Here is a 16,195-nt window from a genome sequence, read left to right on the forward strand (position 1 = left end):
CGCCCCTGCTACCGCAGGTAGGCGCCCAAGCGCTCGATTGCCGCGGGATTGCGCGGGCTCTCCACCAGGTCCGCGTAGTCCAGCGTGATGATGCGGCGGTGTTTGACCGCGGAGACGTTCGCCAGTGGCTTGTAGTGGAGCAGGAACCGCTTCTTCTGCTCGGCCGTGGTGTCCCCGTAGTCGTTGACGACGATCACGTCGGGGTCGCGTTCGACGACGGTCTCCCAGCCGACCGTGGTCCAGGAGTCCGCGAGGTCGTGGGTGATGCTGCGGCCGCCCGCCTTGGTGATGATCTCGTCGGGCGCCGCGTACCGGCCCGCCGTGAACGGCTTGTCCTGGCCGCTGTCGTAGAGGAACACGCTCGGCCGGGCGTCCCCCTTCGGCGCCTTCTTCCGTACGTCCGCGACCCGGCTCCGGAAGTCCGCGATCAGCTTCCGTGCCCGGTCCTCCACGCCGAACAGCTTTCCGAGCTGGGTGAGGTCGGTGTAGAGGGCGTCCAGCGGCGGCATGACACCGCGTGCCGCGCCGTGGCCGTTGCGGCAGGACTCGGTGAGGACGTACGCGTCGATGCCGAGCTTCTTCAGGGCCGCCGGGGTGATCCCGTTCTCGCCGAAGCCGTAGCCCCAGCCCGCGAATACCAGGTCGGCGTGGGCGTCGACGGCCATCTCCTTGGTGATCGCCTGCTTCGACAGCCACCTCGTCTTCTTGTACGCGTCCTTCCAGGGCACGTGGTCCAGGTCCCCCTTGTCGTCCGGCATGACGTACCCGGCCATCCGGTCCTCCAGGCCCAGCGCGAACATGATCTCGGTGATGCCGACGTCGTTGGTGACGACGCGTTCGGGGGCCTTGTCGAAGGTGACCTTCCTGCCGCAGTTCTCGATGGTGACGGTGTTCTCGGCCGCCTTGCCGTCCCCGCCACCGGCGATGCGGGCTCCGCAGCCGGTGAGCGAGGCGGTGAGGGCGAGGGCGGCGGCCGCGCAGGCCGCCGGGCGCAGGACGCGCATGGGATCTCCGTAAGGGGTCAGTCGGCGAGGTCGAAGAGGAGCTGGAGTGCGCCGGTCACGGGGTGGGCGACGCGGTGCGCCCGTACGCCGAAGACCTCGGCCAGCAGCTCGGCGCTGAGGACGTCCTCCGGCGGGCCGGCGGCCACGACGCGGCCGCCGTCGAGCACGTACAGCACGTCGCAGTGGCTCGCGGCGAGGTTCAGGTCGTGCAGTGCGGCGAGCACCGTGAGGCCACTGCCGCGTACCAGGGACAGCACCTCCAGCTGGTGGGCGATGTCCAGGTGGTTGGTCGGTTCGTCGAGGACGAGGACCTGCGGCTGCTGGGCCAGCGCGCGGGCGATCAGGACGCGCTGCTTCTCGCCGCCGGAGAGCGAGCGGAAGCCGCGTGCGGCGAGGTGCCCCGCACCGACCCGGTTCAGCGCGGCCGCGCACAGCGCGGCGTCGGCGGCGGACCGGCCCGCGAACGGGGAGCCCCGGTGGTGCGGCAGCCGCCCCATCGCCACCACCTCGGCCGCGGTGAAGTCGAACTCGGCGCCGGACTCCTGGGGCAGCGCGGCCAGCCGGCGCGCGCCCTCCCGCGCGTCCAGCGCGTGCAGATCGTCGCCGGCCAGCCGTACCGTGCCCGCCGTGGGCCGCAGCGCCCGGTACACGCACCGCAGCAGCGTGGACTTGCCGCTGCCGTTCGGCCCGACCACCCCGACGACCTGCCCGCCCTCGGCGCGCAGCGTGATGTCCTCGACGATCCGGCTGCCCGCCAGCTCGACCGTCACCCCTTCGACGTCGACGCGCATCAGCGGCCGCCCCCGAACGCGTAGCCGCCGCGCCGCATCAGCAGCAGGAAGCACGGCACCCCGAGTACCGCGGTGACCACACCGACCGGGATCTCGGCGGGCGCCAGCAGCAGCCGGGAGACGATGTCCGCCCAGACCAGCAGCACGGCGCCGGCGAGCGGCGCGAGGAGCAGCACCCGCCGGTGGTCGGCGCCGACCAGCATCCGTACGACGTGCGGCACCATCAGGCCGACGAACCCGATCGCGCCGGACACGGCGACGACCGTCGCGGTGACGGCGGCGGTGACCACGAACAGCTCGGTGCGCAGCCGGCCCGCGCGCACGCCGAGTGCCGCCGCGGTCTCGTCGCCCATCGCGAGCGCGTTGAGCTGCCCGGCCCGGGCGCCGAGGTACACCGTCCCGGCGAGCACGGTGACGGCGGCGAGCGGCACCGAGCCCCAGGTCGCCCCGCCCAGGCTGCCGAGCAGCCACATCATCGCGGACCTGGCCGCCTCGCCGCGCTCGGCCCGGAAGACCATCAGCGTGGTGACGGCGGAGAACCCGTACGACAGCGCGGTACCGGACAGCACCAGCCGCAGCGGCGTCAGCCCGTACGCGGTACGCGCCGTCACGTAGACGAGCACCATCGCCGCGAGCGCCGAGACGAACGCGGACACCGACAGCGCCCACACGCCCAGCGCGGCGAACGCGCCCAGCAGCAGGACGGCGTTGGCGCCGACCGCGGCACCGGAGGAGACGCCGAGCACGAAGGGGTCGGCGAGCGCGTTGCGCACCAGCGCCTGCACGGCCACCCCGACCGAGGCGAGCCCCGCGCCGACCACGGCCGCGAGGACGGCGCGCGGCAGCCGTATCTCCCAGACGATGGTGTACCCGCCGGTCTCCTCCGGCCCTATCGTCCCGCCGGTCAGCCCGGCCGTCAGGAAGTGCAGCGTCTCGCCCCACGACACCCCGGCGGAGCCGAGGCCGACCCCGCACACGAGGGAGCCGAGCAGCAGGACGGCGAGCACGGCGGCGGTGGCGGGGACCGGCAGCCGGCGGGGCACGGGCGGTCCGGCCGCGGCGGGTGCCGGGGCTGTGGTCATGGCGGGCACGGGCGGGCGTCCTTCGCCTCGGGCCGCGTCCGTGCGCGCAGGGAAACGGCGCAGCGCCGGCCGGGCGTCCGTGCGTCATCCCTCTCGCAGTCCGCGGCGAGCAGTAGGGAGTTGTGCCACCCCGCGGGTCATCGGACTCACCCGAGCGACGCCCCGGACCCTTACGACAGGCCCGGCCGCGCACTCGCGAACACCGTTGCGGGTCAGCGCCGGACTCTCACCGGACTTCCCCCACGGGACACACCGGCAGCCTAACAGCGGCCCGGGCCGGCGCCCGGGCCGGTCGTCACCCCATCCGTTCCAGCGCCCCGCCGTGGTAGCGGACCGCTGGGTTCCAGAGGAGGAAGGAGTGGATGCCGTTGTCCGCCGCGGCGCGGATCTGGGCGGCCACTTCGGCGTCGCCGTAGGAGACGCCCAGGGAGAAGTCCTGGAGCCAGGGGACGATCCGGGCGTCGGTGTGACGGGTCTTCTTCACGAAGTCGGCGAGGGACTTCTTGGTGATGGGGTACGGGTGGGAGTTGGGGTCGGAGACGCCGTACTCGCCGGCGGCCCAGTGCGAGGGGTAGACCATCGGCGCGATGTAGTCGCATTCCTTCGCGAGCTTGCCGATGTCCTGGGCGATCTCCTTCGGGCGGGTGACCGCGACGCCGAAGACCGAGACGCCGAGGAAGGCGCCGTGCTCGCGGGCGACCGTACGGGTCCGCGCGACCAGGTCCGTTATCGAGTCCTCGGGCGAGGTCCCGCCGAGGCCGGGGAAGGACATGCCGCTGAGCTTGCCGTCGGGGCGGCGGATGTAGTCGTAGAGGATGTCGTCGAAGCCGAGCTCCGCGGCTTCGGCGGCGAGGTCGAGGTGGTACCGGCGGACGTCCTCGTTCGCGAAGTTGGTGAAGGACAGGGCGCCGTACTTGGAGCCGGCGCCGTACGGGCCGCCGTCGGGGGTGCGGACGACGCGGTCGCGGTGGCCGTCCTTCCAGGAGGCCGAGGCCAGGACCGGGTCGCGGAAGGCAACGATGCGGCCGACGACCGCGCCGCCCGCCGCGTGGATCTCCTTGACGGCCTGCTTCGCGTCGTAGTAGCCCTTGGCCGCGCCGATCCGCCGGGCGAGCGGCACCTTCGAGTCGTAGCTGATCTCGCCCAGCTCGTCCTTGATGTCGAGCTGGACGGCGTTGAGCTTGCCCTCCTTCAGCAGCTTCAGCACCGGCTTGCGGAGCTGGTCGGAGGCCCAGGCCTGGCCGCTGACGTGCACCGCGCGCAGGGTCGGCCGCCGCACGGTGACCACCGCGTCCTCCCGTGTGGTGTTCCCGGCCTCGTCGGTGGCGACGGCGGTGGCCTTCGCCGGCGGCCGCGGGAGGGTCACGGCGAACGTGCCGTCCTTCGCGACGCGGGCCTTCCTGCCCGCGACGGTCACTCCGGTGGCGTCCTGGGCGCGGCCCTCGACCGTGACCGGGCCGCGCAGGCTGCGGCCCTCGGTGTCGGCGACCGCGAGCTTCGGCGGTGTGGTGTCGACGGTCAGCTCACGGGTGAGTTCGGCGCCGCCGAGCATGGAACCCTCGGTGGCCACCTTCAGCTCGTGCGTGCCGTCCCGCAGGCCGTCCAGACCCACCGTCAGATGGCGCCCCGCCGTCTGCACGGGCACTCGCTCGCCGTCCACGGTGACTTCGGCGCCGTCCAGCGCCTCCCCTTCGGGTGCGGTCACCTCCAGCCCGCCCTTGTCGAGGTCGGCGGCGTTCACCACGCCGCCGTCGGAGGCTCCGGCCAGCCGGAAGCCGGCGCCGCTCTGCTGCCGTACGAGGAGGACGCCGCCGACGGCCAGGGCCATGGCCAGGACACCGGCCAGAAGAATGACGAGCGGTCTGCGCGGGGAACGGCTACGGGAGGACTCGGCGGAAACAGGGGAAGCGGAGGAATCGGACGCGGGTGTTGCGTCCGAGGTGTAGCGGAAAAGCTTCTTCCAGTCGATCCGCATGACCACGCCCTTCCAGGAGGTCTCGTGCATCTCCGTCGCCGTCGTCCCGTCCCCCTCCGCCGTCCCGGCCTCGTCGTCCTGTCCCTGCTGACGCTGGTCGCGACGGCCGTCTCCTGCGCCGAGTCCCGCGGCGGTGCGCCACCGCCGGAACCCTCGGCTCCGAAAACCACCGGTGGTCGGCAGGATTCCCCCTCGGCCCTGCCGGAACACCCCGCGCGGCCGAAGTCCCCCGCCTCGGTGCACGCCGACGAGCTCGGTTCCGTACCGGTCCTGATGTACCACCAGGTCGTCAAGGACCCGCGCGGCCCCTACGACCGCGAGCCGGCGGAGTTCCGCGCCGAGCTGGAGCGGCTGGCGAGGGAGGGCTACGTGCCGGTGACCGCGGCGGCGTACAGCACCGGGAAGATCGACATACCGGCCGGGCGGCACCCGGTCGTCCTCACCTTCGACGACTCCACCGACGGCCAGTTCGCGCTCGGCAAGGACGGCCGCCCGGACCCGGACTGCGCGATCGGCATCCTGCTCGACGTGGCCCGGAAGCACCCCGGCTTCGCACCGGCCGCCACGCTCTTCGTGAACGGCGACGCGTTCCCCGCCACGGGTACGAAGAAGGCGCTGCGCTGGCTGCACGCGCACGGCTTCGAGATCGGCAACCACACCCTGGACCACGCCAACCTGCGCGACGTGCCGGCCGGACGGGCGCAGCACCAGATAGCCGCCGGCCAGCAGCTCATCACCAAGAGCGCGCCGGGTGCGAAGGTGTCCTCGATGGCCCTGCCGTTCGGCGTCCAGCCGAACCCCGCCGAGCTGGACATCAAGGGTGCGGCGGACGGGGTGCGGTACGCGTACGACGGCGCCTACCTCGTGGGCGCGGGGCCGGCCCCCTCGCCGTACGCCGCCGCCTTCGACCCGGTCGGCATACCCCGCATCCGGTCGGCGGGCCCGCACGACAAGGACGCCCAATTCGGGTCCGCGCACTGGCTGGACGAGCTGCGCAGCGGTGCGGTGAAGCGGTACACCTCGGACGGCGACCCGGACCGCGTCTCGTACCCGGAGTCGGCCTCGGCCCGGCCGGCGAAGGAGTTCCGGGAGCGGGCCCGGCCGTACTGATCCGCTCCTCCGGGAGCGCAGCGCACCGCACAGCACACGGGGCGCGCACGAGTTCGTGCGCGCCCCGGCTCAGGTCGTCATGCCTCGCTCGTGGACACCAGCGGGAACGGCTCCCGGCTCACCCGTTGCGCGTCGTCCAGCGCCCGCCGGGCCTGTGTGTTCCGCGGCGCGATGACGTGGAAGGCGGTGCCCAGCGCACGGGCCCGCCGGAAGACCCGGACGAGTGCGGGCACCCCGCAGCAGGCGCACACCGTGGAGCAGGCCGCGAGGTCCACCAGGAGGCTCGCGGCGCCCCTGTTGAGGAGGATGAGCATCTCCTCGCGGGCCTGGACGACGCGGGCGCAGTCGAACTCCGGCGGGCGGAGCACCACGGCACCGCCGCCCGACTGACTGCACCAAGGGGTCCGGGGAGGACTCGGCATCACTGCTCCTGAACGGCCGGGCCGGCGCGCCGCACCGGCAGGGAATTCATGTGCCCCGCGTGGTCCGCAGCATTGATGTGCCGTTCGGATATCCGGTCACTCGTGCTCGGGAATTCCACGGTAGGGCGGCGGGCCGATACCCCGCCACCGCAGGGCCCGCCGCCACCCGGCATTCGATGCGTATGCGCCCCGTGGTTTTCTTCCCGGTACGCGGCCGGTTCAGTCCTGCAGCTGAGGCAATACCTTTGTGCGATAGAAGTCGAAGAAACCGCGCTGATCCTGGCCTATCTGGTTCACGTAGACGGTGTCGAATCCGGCGTGCGCGTACTCGCTCAGCGCCGCGACATGTGCGTCCACATCGTCGCCGCAGGTCACTGCGGACTCCACCTGCTCACGGGTGACCAGGGTCGAGGCCTGCTCGAAATGGCGCGGGGTCGGCAGTACCTGACCCAGTTCGCCGGGCAGTTGCTCGTTGGCCCAGAGCCGGTGCGCGGTGCGGACGGCCTCGTCCTTGTCGGTCCCCCAGCAGACCTTGAGGCCGCCGTGTACCGGTTTGCCACCGCCGCCGCCGCGCCGGAACCGCTCGATCGCCTCCGCGTCCGGCGCCATGGTGACGAATCCGTCACCGATCCGCGCGGCGAGTTCCGTGGCGGCCGGCCCGAAGCCGGAGACATCGATGCGCACCGGTTCCTCGGGAACGGTGTAGAGCCGTGCGTTCTGTACGGTGTAGTGCTTTCCGTGGTGACTGACTTCCTTGCCCTCGAAGAGGGAGCGCATCACCTGGATCGCTTCCTCCAGCATTTCCAGCCGGACCGAGGCCTGCGGCCATTCACCGCCCACGACCTGTTCGTTGAGCGCTTCGCCGCTGCCCACGCCGAGCCGGAAACGGCCGTTCAGCAGCACCGCGCTGGTAGCCGCCGCCTGTGCCGTGATCACCGGATGCAGGCGCTTGGTCGGGCAGGTCACAGCGGTCTCCACCGGCAATGACGTGGCCTCGGCGAGCGCACCGATCACCGACCAGACGAAAGGCGCCTGCCCTTGTTCGTCATTCCACGGGTGGAAATGGTCGGAGATCCACAGCGAGGTGAATCCGGCCTGCTCCGCCATGCGTGCCTGTTCCACCAGTGCGCGCGGGTCGTGCTCCTCGCAGGAGAGGAAATAGCCGTATTCCGTCATCGAAAGCTCCTCGTGTTCCTGGTCCGCCGCGCGATCCCGGCGGCGGCCAGCGCCCCGGCTGTGGCCGCGATCAGGGCGCGTGCGTGCTCGGTGGCCCACAGCTGGGCGGAGCGTCCGTGCGACGCGTCGTCGAAGGAGCCGTGGGCCCCGTGGTCCCGGCCGTCCGCGCTGTCGACCGGCTTCCAGAGGTTGTCCGGGTACCGCCCGGACTCCTGGTCCGTCTGCTGCGCGTCGTGTCCCGTACGCGCCAGATAGCGGTCCAGCAGCCCGGGGACGACCCGGTTGGCGAGCACCGTCGCCAGGGTCGAGCCGCCCACGCAGTACTGCCTGCGCCGGGGGTGCTCGGCGGCGTGCACGATGCCCCGCGCGGCGACCTCCGGCTGGTAGACGGGCGCCACCGGCCGCGGGCGGCGCGGCAGCCGGGAGAGGACCCAGGAGAACTGCGGGGTGTTGACGGCCGGCAGCTGGACGACGGTGATCCGTACGTTGCTCTTCTCGTGCATCAGCTCGGTGCGCACGGAGGACGTGAATCCCAGGATGGCGTGCTTCGCCCCGCAGTAGGCGGACTGGAGCGGGATGGACCGCTCCCCCAGCGCGGAGCCGGCCTGCACGATCGTGCCCGCGTCGCGCGGCATCATCCGGGCCAGCGCGGTCCGCGTACCGTGCACGAAGCCCAGGTACGTCACCTCGGTGACCCGCTTGAACTCCTCCGGGCGCACCTCCGTGAAGGGTGCGAAGACCCCGGTGAAGGCACAGTTGACCCAGACGTCGATGGGCCCGAACGCCGCCTCGACGGCGTCGGCGGCGGCCTCGACCTGCACCGGGTCGGCGACGTCGGTGGGCAGTGCCAGGGCCCGGCCACCGGCCGCCTCGACCTCACCGGCGGCCGCGTCGAGCCCGGCCTCCCCGCGTGCCAGCAGCCCGATGCGTGCGCCCCGGCGGGCGAACTCGCGGACGACCGCGCGGCCGACGCCCGCGCTCGCTCCGGTGACGACGACGGTCTGGGCCTGGCTCATCGGCGGACTCCTTGCGCGGAGGCCGGGGAACCGGCGTCAGCCGGCCGGCCCGGACTCCTCGGGGGTGTGCGGGGGCGGAAGCGGGTCGGGCGCGGGTCCGGGCTCCGGGCCCGGCGTCGGCGGTGCCGGGTTCGGCGGCACCGGGTCCGGGTCGGGAGTGGGCGTCGGGGCCGGCGGCACCGGATCGGGACCGGGGGCCGGCACCGGTCCGGGCGCGGGGCCGGGTTCCGGTCCGGGCGACCCCGGGCCGGGTCCCGGTGTCGGCGGTACCGGATCGGGACGGGTGGGGCCGGGGCGTCCCGGCGGCTGCGGCGTGGTCACGGGTCCTCCAGCGAGGGTGTGCGGCTGCGGCCGGCGCCAGGGCGGGGGCGGGGGCAGTACGCCTGCCCGCCGACCCGCCGGCGCCCCACGGGTGCCCGCCGGGTCCCGCCCCTAACACCCGGCCGCCGAACCGGTCCGGTCAGTGGGTCACCGGCGTGGACCAGCGCAGCAGCGCGCCGAGCCCGCCGGGCGGCACCTCGTCGGTGTGGTGCAGCACCACGGCCTGCGCCCCGTTGGCCACGGCGGACCGCAGCAGGGCGTCGTCGGCGCGGGCCCGCTCCGGATGCACCTCGCCCAGGTACTGCATCTCCGTGCCGCGTACGGCCAGCTGGTCGGGGTCGGGGCCGACCCAGACCTCGCGGCCGGCGTCCCCGCCGTCGGGGCTGATGAGCAGCGTGTCGATGCGGTGCTCGCGGGCGGCCTCGACCAGGTTGGGCACGCCGGCGGTGACGTCGGCCTCGCCGTCGCTGCGGCCGGCCCCGGCCTGGAAGCGCTGGATGACGTCGGTCGTGTGATCCAGTTCGAGCCCGGCGCGTACGTGGGCGATGTCGCGCTCCAGCCGGGTGCTGTCGGCACCTGCGGCCCGGCCGCCGTGCTCGCTCTCGTACGCCACGGCGCGCAGCTGCTCGGGCAGCCGGTCGCGCACGGAGCGGCGCTCGCGGGCGTCCCCGGCCAGCAGGATCAGGTCAGCGCCGGAGTGCGCGAAGGCCTGGGCCGCGGCATCGGCGATCTCGGCGGCGTTCTGCTCCCAGGTGTTCTCGACCCTGAGCTGGAAGTGGCGCTCGGACCAGTCGCCGGTGGCGGTCCGGTGCACCGGGTAGTCGTCACCGCTGACCTTGCCGGCGCTGTCCCGCGCCGTGTCGCTGCGCAGCTCGAAGTCGGCTCCGGTGCGGTCCACGTACACCACCAGGCAGACGGGGTTCTCGCCCAGCGCGTCCAGCAGGGGGGCGAGCCGCGGCACCGGGGACCAGGTCACGCCGCGGTCGGTGGGCGGCCCGGCGAGCGGGGTGTCCAGGACGACCTCGCCGCCGGTGGCGAACACGGCGCGGCCCGAGTGGGACAGCGACTGTCCGGGGCGGCGCAGCGTGGTCAGGCAGTCGTGCACGGCGCGGCAGGTGGCCTCGTCGGCGCCGAGGGCCGACAGCTGTTCGGCCGCGTTGCGCGCCGACAGCTCCTGCTGTTTGGCCGCGTCCTCCGTGTCATGGCTGACATCGGCGTAGACGGACGCCCAAGGGCCAGGTCGTTCGATGAGCGGTTGCAGGAGCGAGAGTCGCATGGCGCTTCCTCCTCGGAATGGGGCGTTCACCAGGTACGGGGCCACGAAGGAGGACTTCGCGGGCCGGGGGATGCCGCTCTCCAGGGGCGTCGTCGCTGCGGTGGGTACATCACTCTTCGGGGTGCCCTGATTGCCACTATTCATGCAGTTCGTCTCCGCTGCACCTCGCCGGTCCGACGGGCACCTCGGAGCGCGCCACAGGCCCGGTACCCCACGGTTCGCGGCGCTCCCCCTTCTGGTCCAGTGAGGTTTCTCCGCCTCGGATAACGGTTACCTGGCGAGCCGAGACACATGACCGGACGCCCTCGTCGGCGACTCCAGCACGGCGTGGAGCGGGAAGGAGCCTTCGGAGATGGCGGACAGGAAACAGGAGCAACGGGAGCGGTTCTACGCGCACGACCTCAGTGACGGCCCACTGACCACCGACCAGGGCGTGCCGGTCGACCACACCGACGACTCCCTCCAGGCGGGCGAGCGCGGTCCCACGCTGATGGAGGACTTCCACTTCCGCGAGAAGATCACCCGCTTCGACCATGAGCGGATCCCGGAGCGGGTGGTGCACGCGCGGGGCTCGGGTGCGTACGGCTACTTCCAGCCGTACCGGTCGTGCGCGGAATTCACCAGCGCGGCGTTCCTCCAGGACCCTGAGGTCAGGACGCCGGTGTTCGTCCGCTTCTCCACCGTCCAGGGGCCGCGCGGCTCCGCCGACACGGTACGTGACGTCCGCGGGTTCGCCACCAAGTTCTTCACCTCCGAAGGCAATTACGACCTGGTCGGCAACAACTTCCCGGTCTTCTTCATCCAGGACGGCATCAAGTTCCCGGACTTCGTGCACGCGGTGAAGATGGAGCCGCACAACGAGATGCCCACCGGCGCGTCGGCCCACGACACGCTGTGGGACTTCGTCTCGCTGCAGCCCGAGACGCTGCACACGATCATGTGGCTGATGTCGGACCGCGCGATCCCGCGCAGCTACCGCATGATGCAGGGCTTCGGCGTGCACACCTTCCGCTTCGTGAACGCCCAGGGCAAGGGCACGTTCGTGAAGTTCCACTGGAAGCCGAAGCTGGGCGTGCACTCGCTGGTGTGGGACGAGGCGCAGGAGACGATGGGCCGCGACCCGGACTTCAACCGCCGCGACCTGTGGGACTGCATCGAGGCCGGTGACTACCCGGAGTACGAGCTGGGCGTGCAGCTGGTGCCGGAGGAGGACGAGCACAGCTTCGACTTCGACCTGCTCGACGCCACGAAGATCATTCCCGAGGAGCAGGTGCCGGTCCGGCCGATCGGGCGGATGGTCCTGAACCGCAACCCCGACAATTTCTTCGCCGAGACCGAGCAGGTCGCCTTCCACACGGCGAACGTGGTCCCCGGTATCGACTTCACCAACGATCCGCTGCTCCAGGCCCGCAACTTCTCCTACCTGGACACCCAGCTGATCCGGCTCGGCGGCCCGAACTTCGCACAGATCCCGGTCAACCGGCCGGTCGCGCCGGTCCGCAACAACCAGCGCGACGGCTACCACCAGGGCGAGATCCACCGCGGCACCACCAGCTACACCAAGAACTCCCTGGGCGGCGGCTGCCCGGCGCTGGCCGGGGCCGACGAGTCCGCCTTCCGGCACCTGACCGAGCGGGTCGACGGCCGCAAGATCCGCCGGCGCAGCGACAGCTTCCAGGACCACTACAGCCAGGCCGCGATGTTCTGGCAGTCCATGGCCGAGTGGGAGAAGCAGCACATCATCGAGGCGTTCCGCTTCGAGCTGGGCAAGGTGAAGGCGAAGGAGGTCCGGGCCCGGACCGTCGAGCAGCTCTCCCGGGTCGACCACGCCCTCGCCGTCGCGGTCGCCGAGGGCGTCGGCGTGGCCCCGCCGGAGCGTCAGGAGACCCCGGACGTGACGCCGTCCCCCGCGCTCAGCTTCGAGAACAACCGCGGCGACGGCTCCATCGCGACCCGCCAGATCGCCGTGCTCGTCTCGGACGGCGTGGACGCCGACCAGGTCGACACGATCCGCTCCGCGCTCTCGGCGCAGGGCGCGAACGTCGAGGTGCTCGCGCAGCACGACGGCGAGTTCACCGGCTCCGACGGGGTCACCCACCCCGTGGACCGCGCACTGCCCACCGTCGCCTCGGTCCTCTACGACGCGGTGGTACTCCCCGGTGACCCCTCCTCCGTACCCCGTACGGCGCAGGACCCGGCGGTGCTGAAGTTCGTCCGGGACTCCTACCGGCACGGCAAGGCCATCGCCGCGCTGGGCACCGGCATCGACGTACTGAAGATGCTGGAGCCGGCCCGGCTGCGGACCGCCGACGAGCACGAGCACACCGTGTCCGACGAGGGGGTCGTCACGCACCACCCGGTCGGCCCGGCCAGCGAGCAGTTCGCGCAGGCCTTCATCGAAGCGGTCGGCGCCCACCGGCACCGCAACCGGCCGCCGCTGCGGCGCTGACCGCGGCACGGTGACGCGAAGGGCGGGCGGTCCGCGGACCGCCCGCCCTTCGCGTCACCGTGGACCACCGGCTACCCGTCCCGCTTGCGCCGCCGGTGGCTGGTGTCGCACCACGGGTAACGGCGGCTGCGGCGGCACATGCACAGGGCCACGCAGAACCGGTCGGAGGTCACCACGCTGCCGTCCGCCAGCCGCACCTCGACCGGGCCCTCCACGAGCACGGGGCCCTCCTTCTGGAGGGTGACGCGGCGGACGTCCCCGGCCGCTGCCGGGCCGGCCGCCGCCGCGGGCTCAGGCGCTTCGCTCGGCACGGATCACCACCAGCTCTTCCTTCTCCTCGTCCGGCGCCGTCAGGCCCTGGCTGTGCAGCCAGCTCTGCCGGGACCGCAGCACGGGCCCGAAGGGTACGGAGCGCTGCTCGACCAGCAGGGTCTCCAGTCCGGCGGCGCGCAGCATCCGCAGGGTCGGCTCGGTACCGCTGAGCGCCGAGTGCACCATGAGCAGCGCCCCGCCGGGCGCCAGCAGGCCCGGTGCGTCCCGGCAGATCCGGTCCAGCAGCAGCCGCCCGTCGTGTCCGGCGTCCCAGGCCCGTGCGCTGCCGCGCCGGGGCAGCACGGCGGCGGGTGCCGGGACGTACGGCGGATTGGTGAGGATCAGGTCGAAGGAGCGGCCGGTGACGGGGGTGAGGAGATTGCCGCGCACCACGCGTACGGGAAGGCCCGCGAGCCGGGCGTTCAGCCGGGCCGCGAGCACCGCGCGCCGGGAGATGTCGACGGCGGTGACCTCGCCGCCGCGCCGGGCGGCCGCGAGGGCCAGTGCGCCGGTGCCGGTGCCGATGTCCAGCACCCGCGCACCCGGCGCCAGCGGCTCGTGCCGCAGCGCGTCGGCCAGCAGGGCCGTGTCGTCCTGCGGGGCGTAGACCCCGGGAAGTGTTATGAAAGGCACAAAACAGGAGTACCCGGATAAATCCATTTCAACGGCCGGCGTACGGGCCTCACCGTACGGATGCGAGATCGGGCTCGATGGCCACCCGCAGTGACGACTCGCCCGCCCGCCAGGCGGTGAGCAGCCGTTCACCGAAGCGGTCGTCCAGGAAGCCGGTGGCGTCGATCCCGAAGGCGACGTCCCGCTCCAGGTGCGGCTCGGCCGCCAGCAGCCCGTCGACGACCTCGTGCCGTACGACCTGCTCGTGCACCGCGTCGGCCTCCACGTGCTCGGTGTAGAAGAACTCCGCCGCCGGGCCGGCGCCGGCCCGCCGCATCGCCCCGGCCAGCCGCCGGGAGGCGGGCGAGGAGGTCACCTCGACGGCGGCGAAGTGCCCGACGAGCGCCCCGCGCAGCGCCCGGTGCAGCCCGAAGAGGGACATCAGGTTGACCACGGCCAGCATCTCCGCACCGGCCGCTTCGAGATAGCGCCCGTAGGCGGTGTCCAGGCCGAGGTCGGTCATCAGGTCGGCGAAGAGCTGGGCGTGCACCCGCTCGGGGCGCCCGCCGCCGAACTCGTCGAACTCCACCGCCGCCATGCCCGCCTTGGCCCGCCCCCACAGCCGCGGCAGCACCCAGGCGTGCGGGTCGGCCTCCTTCAGGTGGTACAGGCTCCGCTGGGCGGCGTATTCGCGCAGCTGGGAACGGGTGCCGGAGCGCTCCAGGACATGGGAGACACCGTCCCCGCCGACCGGTTCGACGAGCAGGCCGTCCAGGGCGTCCGCCGCGCTCTCGTGTGCGGTGGCGTCGGCGCGCAGCGCGTCGAGGAAGCGCCGCTCCAGTACGGCCCTCACCCGCAGCAGCTCCGGGTCCCACTCACGCGCCGGGTCCACCCCGGCGAAGCCGCGGTAGTGCAGCTCGTACGCCACGTACAGCGCCAGCTGCAGGTCGTCGCCGTACGGGTCCGCCGTCGCGGCCGCGTCGCCCGCGTCCGGCGCGCCACCGTCGCGCAGCGCACCGATCACGGCTGCCGAGACCGGCCCCCGGTCGCGCGGCAGCTCCGGCCCGGTCAGCTCGTCGCTCATCACTCTTCTCCACCCCTGAACACGGTCGGTGACTCTCACCGCCGCCGAGTGCCCCTCACGGCTGCGGTGTCACCTCGACCCGCACCAGGTGGCAGCACCGCTGGAGGATGCGGGAGACGTGCATCTGCGAGATGCCCACCTCCTCGGCGATCTGGCTCTGGGTCATGTCGCGGAAGAACCGCAGGTAGAGGATGACCCGTTCGCGCTGCGGCAGGGCTCGCAGCACGGGGGCCGCGCACAGCCGCTCCTCGACCAGCTCCAGCTCCGGGTCCTCGTCGCCGAGGAAGTCGGCGAGGTGGAAGGAGTGGCCGGCGTCCGTGCTCATGGGGCATTCCAGCGACAGCGCCGTGTACGCGCCCTGCGCCTCCAGCCCCAGCACCACGTCGTCCTCGGACAGGCCGGTGTGCTCGGCCAGGTCGCCGATGGTGAGGGTGGCGGAGCCGTTGCGGAATTCCAGCTGCTCGCGTGCCTGGTGGACGGTGGCGCGCAGCTCCTGCGTGCGGCGCGGTACGTGGACGGCCCACAGGTCGTCCCGGAAGTGCCGCCGCAGTTCGCCCAGGATGGTGGGGATCGCGTACGCCGGGAAGGGCGTGCCCGAGGCGGGATCGAACCGGTCGACGGCTTTGAGGAGGCCGACCGCGGCGACCTGCCGCAGGTCCTCCTCCGTCTCGCCGCGGCCGCTGTAGCGGCGCGCGAGGCGATTGGCCATCGGCAGCCAGTCGCAGACGATGCCCTCCCGCAGCTGCTTCCTGGCCGGGCAGTCCGGCAGCTGGGCCAGCCGGGCGAAGGCGGCATCGGTGTCCGGGGCATCCGGATGGCGGCGGAGCGCGGTGGAGGCGGCCATGGCCCTTCCCTTCCGGCCGGGATTCCGGCACCGGCAGAATCACCAGGAACAGCGTGCAATTACTGCCCGCGCCCCGACTGCCGGACAGTTCTGTTTTCCAGCTAAAACACTCGTTTCCGCAAACCATCGGCGCCGACCACCGGGCAGGACGGGACCGCCCGGCAGCGAACCCTCGGTTCGCTGCCCACATTTTCTCACTTCACCGTCCGGTGCACGCGGATGCGGCATTCCCCCGCCGCTCTCCCGGTGCATCACGGCCTGCGCCGCACCCGGCGCCACCCGGCGTACGCCCGGCCCCGGCCGGGAAAGCCCGCGCTGGTCCGAATGTGTGACACGTGTCGTTTCCGGTACATCCGGGTACCCGGCCGACATGACCAGCTTCGAGTCCTTGGCGGCTCCCAACCGTGACCTGCTCGTCGGCATCGGTCCGTTCGTCGCGGGCCTCGTCGTCGTGCTCCTTCTCATCGGTGCCGTGGGCTACGGTCTGCGGCGCAAGCGGCGTCGTTCGCAGCCGGCCCCCAATCAGCCGAGCGCGCCCATGGCAGGCGGGTACGAAACGGGAATGCGTACGGATGACGAGGTGACCGCCGACGGTCACCGCCGGATGCCGTACGAGTTCGACCAGACGCGTGGCACCCGCCCGTCGGACGGCGGTGAACCGCCGAAATGGCAGGAAGGCCACAGCGGCTCCTTCGGTAACGGCTGACGCCTCGGGGCGCAG

At 72.5% G+C, this 16,195-nt stretch carries 15 protein-coding genes; 3 read left to right on the forward strand and 12 right to left on the reverse strand.

Features of this window, described 5'->3' with window-relative positions:
- Nucleotides 1–8 precede the first annotated feature (8 nt).
- From AAC944_RS06790 to AAC944_RS06805, 4 genes are all read right to left on the reverse strand, one after another.
- A complete protein-coding gene (locus AAC944_RS06790; protein ID WP_030610876.1) occupies nucleotides 9–1,004 on the reverse strand; it encodes an ABC transporter substrate-binding protein in 996 nt (331 codons plus the stop codon).
- A gap of 17 nt (nucleotides 1,005–1,021) precedes the next feature.
- A complete protein-coding gene (locus AAC944_RS06795) occupies nucleotides 1,022–1,795 on the reverse strand; it encodes an ABC transporter ATP-binding protein (protein ID WP_030610873.1) in 774 nt (257 codons plus the stop codon).
- Nucleotides 1,795–2,877: a FecCD family ABC transporter permease gene (locus AAC944_RS06800; protein ID WP_030610870.1), complete on the reverse strand. Its 1,083-nt coding sequence runs from the start codon at nucleotides 2,875–2,877 to the stop codon at nucleotides 1,795–1,797. The genes AAC944_RS06795 and AAC944_RS06800 overlap by 1 nt, the downstream gene beginning before the upstream one ends.
- 295 nt (nucleotides 2,878–3,172) lie before the next feature.
- Nucleotides 3,173–4,882, reverse strand: a complete 1,710-nt coding sequence (locus AAC944_RS06805; RefSeq protein WP_107054089.1) for a putative glycoside hydrolase — start codon at nucleotides 4,880–4,882, stop codon at nucleotides 3,173–3,175.
- Between AAC944_RS06805 and AAC944_RS06810 the strand changes: the two genes are divergently transcribed.
- Complete coding sequence (locus AAC944_RS06810; RefSeq protein WP_368396960.1) at nucleotides 4,877–5,962, forward strand: polysaccharide deacetylase family protein; 1,086 nt, start codon at nucleotides 4,877–4,879, stop codon at nucleotides 5,960–5,962. The genes AAC944_RS06805 and AAC944_RS06810 overlap by 6 nt on opposite strands.
- Before the next feature lie 77 nt (nucleotides 5,963–6,039).
- Here the strand turns inward: AAC944_RS06810 and AAC944_RS06815 are convergent, their stop codons facing one another.
- The 4 genes from AAC944_RS06815 to AAC944_RS06830 form a co-directional block, all read right to left on the reverse strand.
- Nucleotides 6,040–6,384, reverse strand: a complete 345-nt coding sequence (locus AAC944_RS06815) for an STAS domain-containing protein (RefSeq protein WP_196942861.1) — start codon at nucleotides 6,382–6,384, stop codon at nucleotides 6,040–6,042.
- A gap of 219 nt (nucleotides 6,385–6,603) precedes the next feature.
- Entirely contained in the window at nucleotides 6,604–7,560 is a 957-nt protein-coding gene (locus AAC944_RS06820; protein WP_030610859.1) for a TIGR03557 family F420-dependent LLM class oxidoreductase, read from the reverse strand.
- Nucleotides 7,557–8,576 (reverse strand): SDR family oxidoreductase, encoded by a 1,020-nt coding sequence (locus AAC944_RS06825; RefSeq protein WP_030610856.1) that lies wholly within the window; start codon nucleotides 8,574–8,576, stop codon nucleotides 7,557–7,559. Before AAC944_RS06825 ends, AAC944_RS06820 begins: the two co-directional genes overlap by 4 nt.
- Nucleotides 8,577–9,036: 460 nt before the next feature.
- Nucleotides 9,037–10,173, reverse strand: a complete 1,137-nt coding sequence (locus tag AAC944_RS06830; RefSeq protein WP_030610853.1) for a baeRF2 domain-containing protein — start codon at nucleotides 10,171–10,173, stop codon at nucleotides 9,037–9,039.
- A 352-nt stretch (nucleotides 10,174–10,525) separates the two neighbouring features.
- On the opposite strand from AAC944_RS06830, the gene AAC944_RS06835 reads away from it, so the two are divergent.
- Nucleotides 10,526–12,622, forward strand: coding sequence for a catalase (locus AAC944_RS06835; RefSeq protein ID WP_030610850.1), 2,097 nt, complete (start codon nucleotides 10,526–10,528; stop codon nucleotides 12,620–12,622).
- Between the two features lie 71 nt (nucleotides 12,623–12,693).
- Here AAC944_RS06835 and AAC944_RS06840 read toward each other — a convergent pair whose 3' ends face one another.
- The 4 genes from AAC944_RS06840 to AAC944_RS06855 are packed head-to-tail and all read right to left on the reverse strand — an operon-like array spanning nucleotide 12,694 to nucleotide 15,474.
- Nucleotides 12,694–12,933, reverse strand: a complete 240-nt coding sequence (locus tag AAC944_RS06840) for a CDGSH iron-sulfur domain-containing protein (RefSeq protein WP_030610847.1) — start codon at nucleotides 12,931–12,933, stop codon at nucleotides 12,694–12,696.
- Nucleotides 12,914–13,594 carry a HemK2/MTQ2 family protein methyltransferase gene (locus AAC944_RS06845; RefSeq protein ID WP_051871523.1) on the reverse strand — a complete coding sequence of 227 codons (681 nt, stop codon included), beginning with the start codon at nucleotides 13,592–13,594 and terminating at the stop codon, nucleotides 12,914–12,916. Before AAC944_RS06845 ends, AAC944_RS06840 begins: the two co-directional genes overlap by 20 nt.
- Before the next feature lie 22 nt (nucleotides 13,595–13,616).
- Nucleotides 13,617–14,630 (reverse strand): iron-containing redox enzyme family protein, encoded by a 1,014-nt coding sequence (locus AAC944_RS06850; RefSeq protein WP_030610841.1) that lies wholly within the window; start codon nucleotides 14,628–14,630, stop codon nucleotides 13,617–13,619.
- Nucleotides 14,631–14,685: 55 nt separating this feature from the next.
- Nucleotides 14,686–15,474: a SigB/SigF/SigG family RNA polymerase sigma factor gene (locus AAC944_RS06855; RefSeq protein WP_030610838.1), complete on the reverse strand. Its 789-nt coding sequence runs from the start codon at nucleotides 15,472–15,474 to the stop codon at nucleotides 14,686–14,688.
- A 370-nt stretch (nucleotides 15,475–15,844) separates the two neighbouring features.
- Here AAC944_RS06855 and AAC944_RS06860 point away from each other — a divergent pair, with 370 nt between their 5' ends.
- Nucleotides 15,845–16,180 carry a DUF6479 family protein gene (locus AAC944_RS06860; protein WP_030610835.1) on the forward strand — a complete coding sequence of 112 codons (336 nt, stop codon included), beginning with the start codon at nucleotides 15,845–15,847 and terminating at the stop codon, nucleotides 16,178–16,180.
- Nucleotides 16,181–16,195: the final 15 nt, after the last annotated feature.

This window comes from Streptomyces sclerotialus (assembly GCF_040907265.1).
Classification (GTDB): domain Bacteria; phylum Actinomycetota; class Actinomycetes; order Streptomycetales; family Streptomycetaceae; genus Streptomyces; species Streptomyces sclerotialus.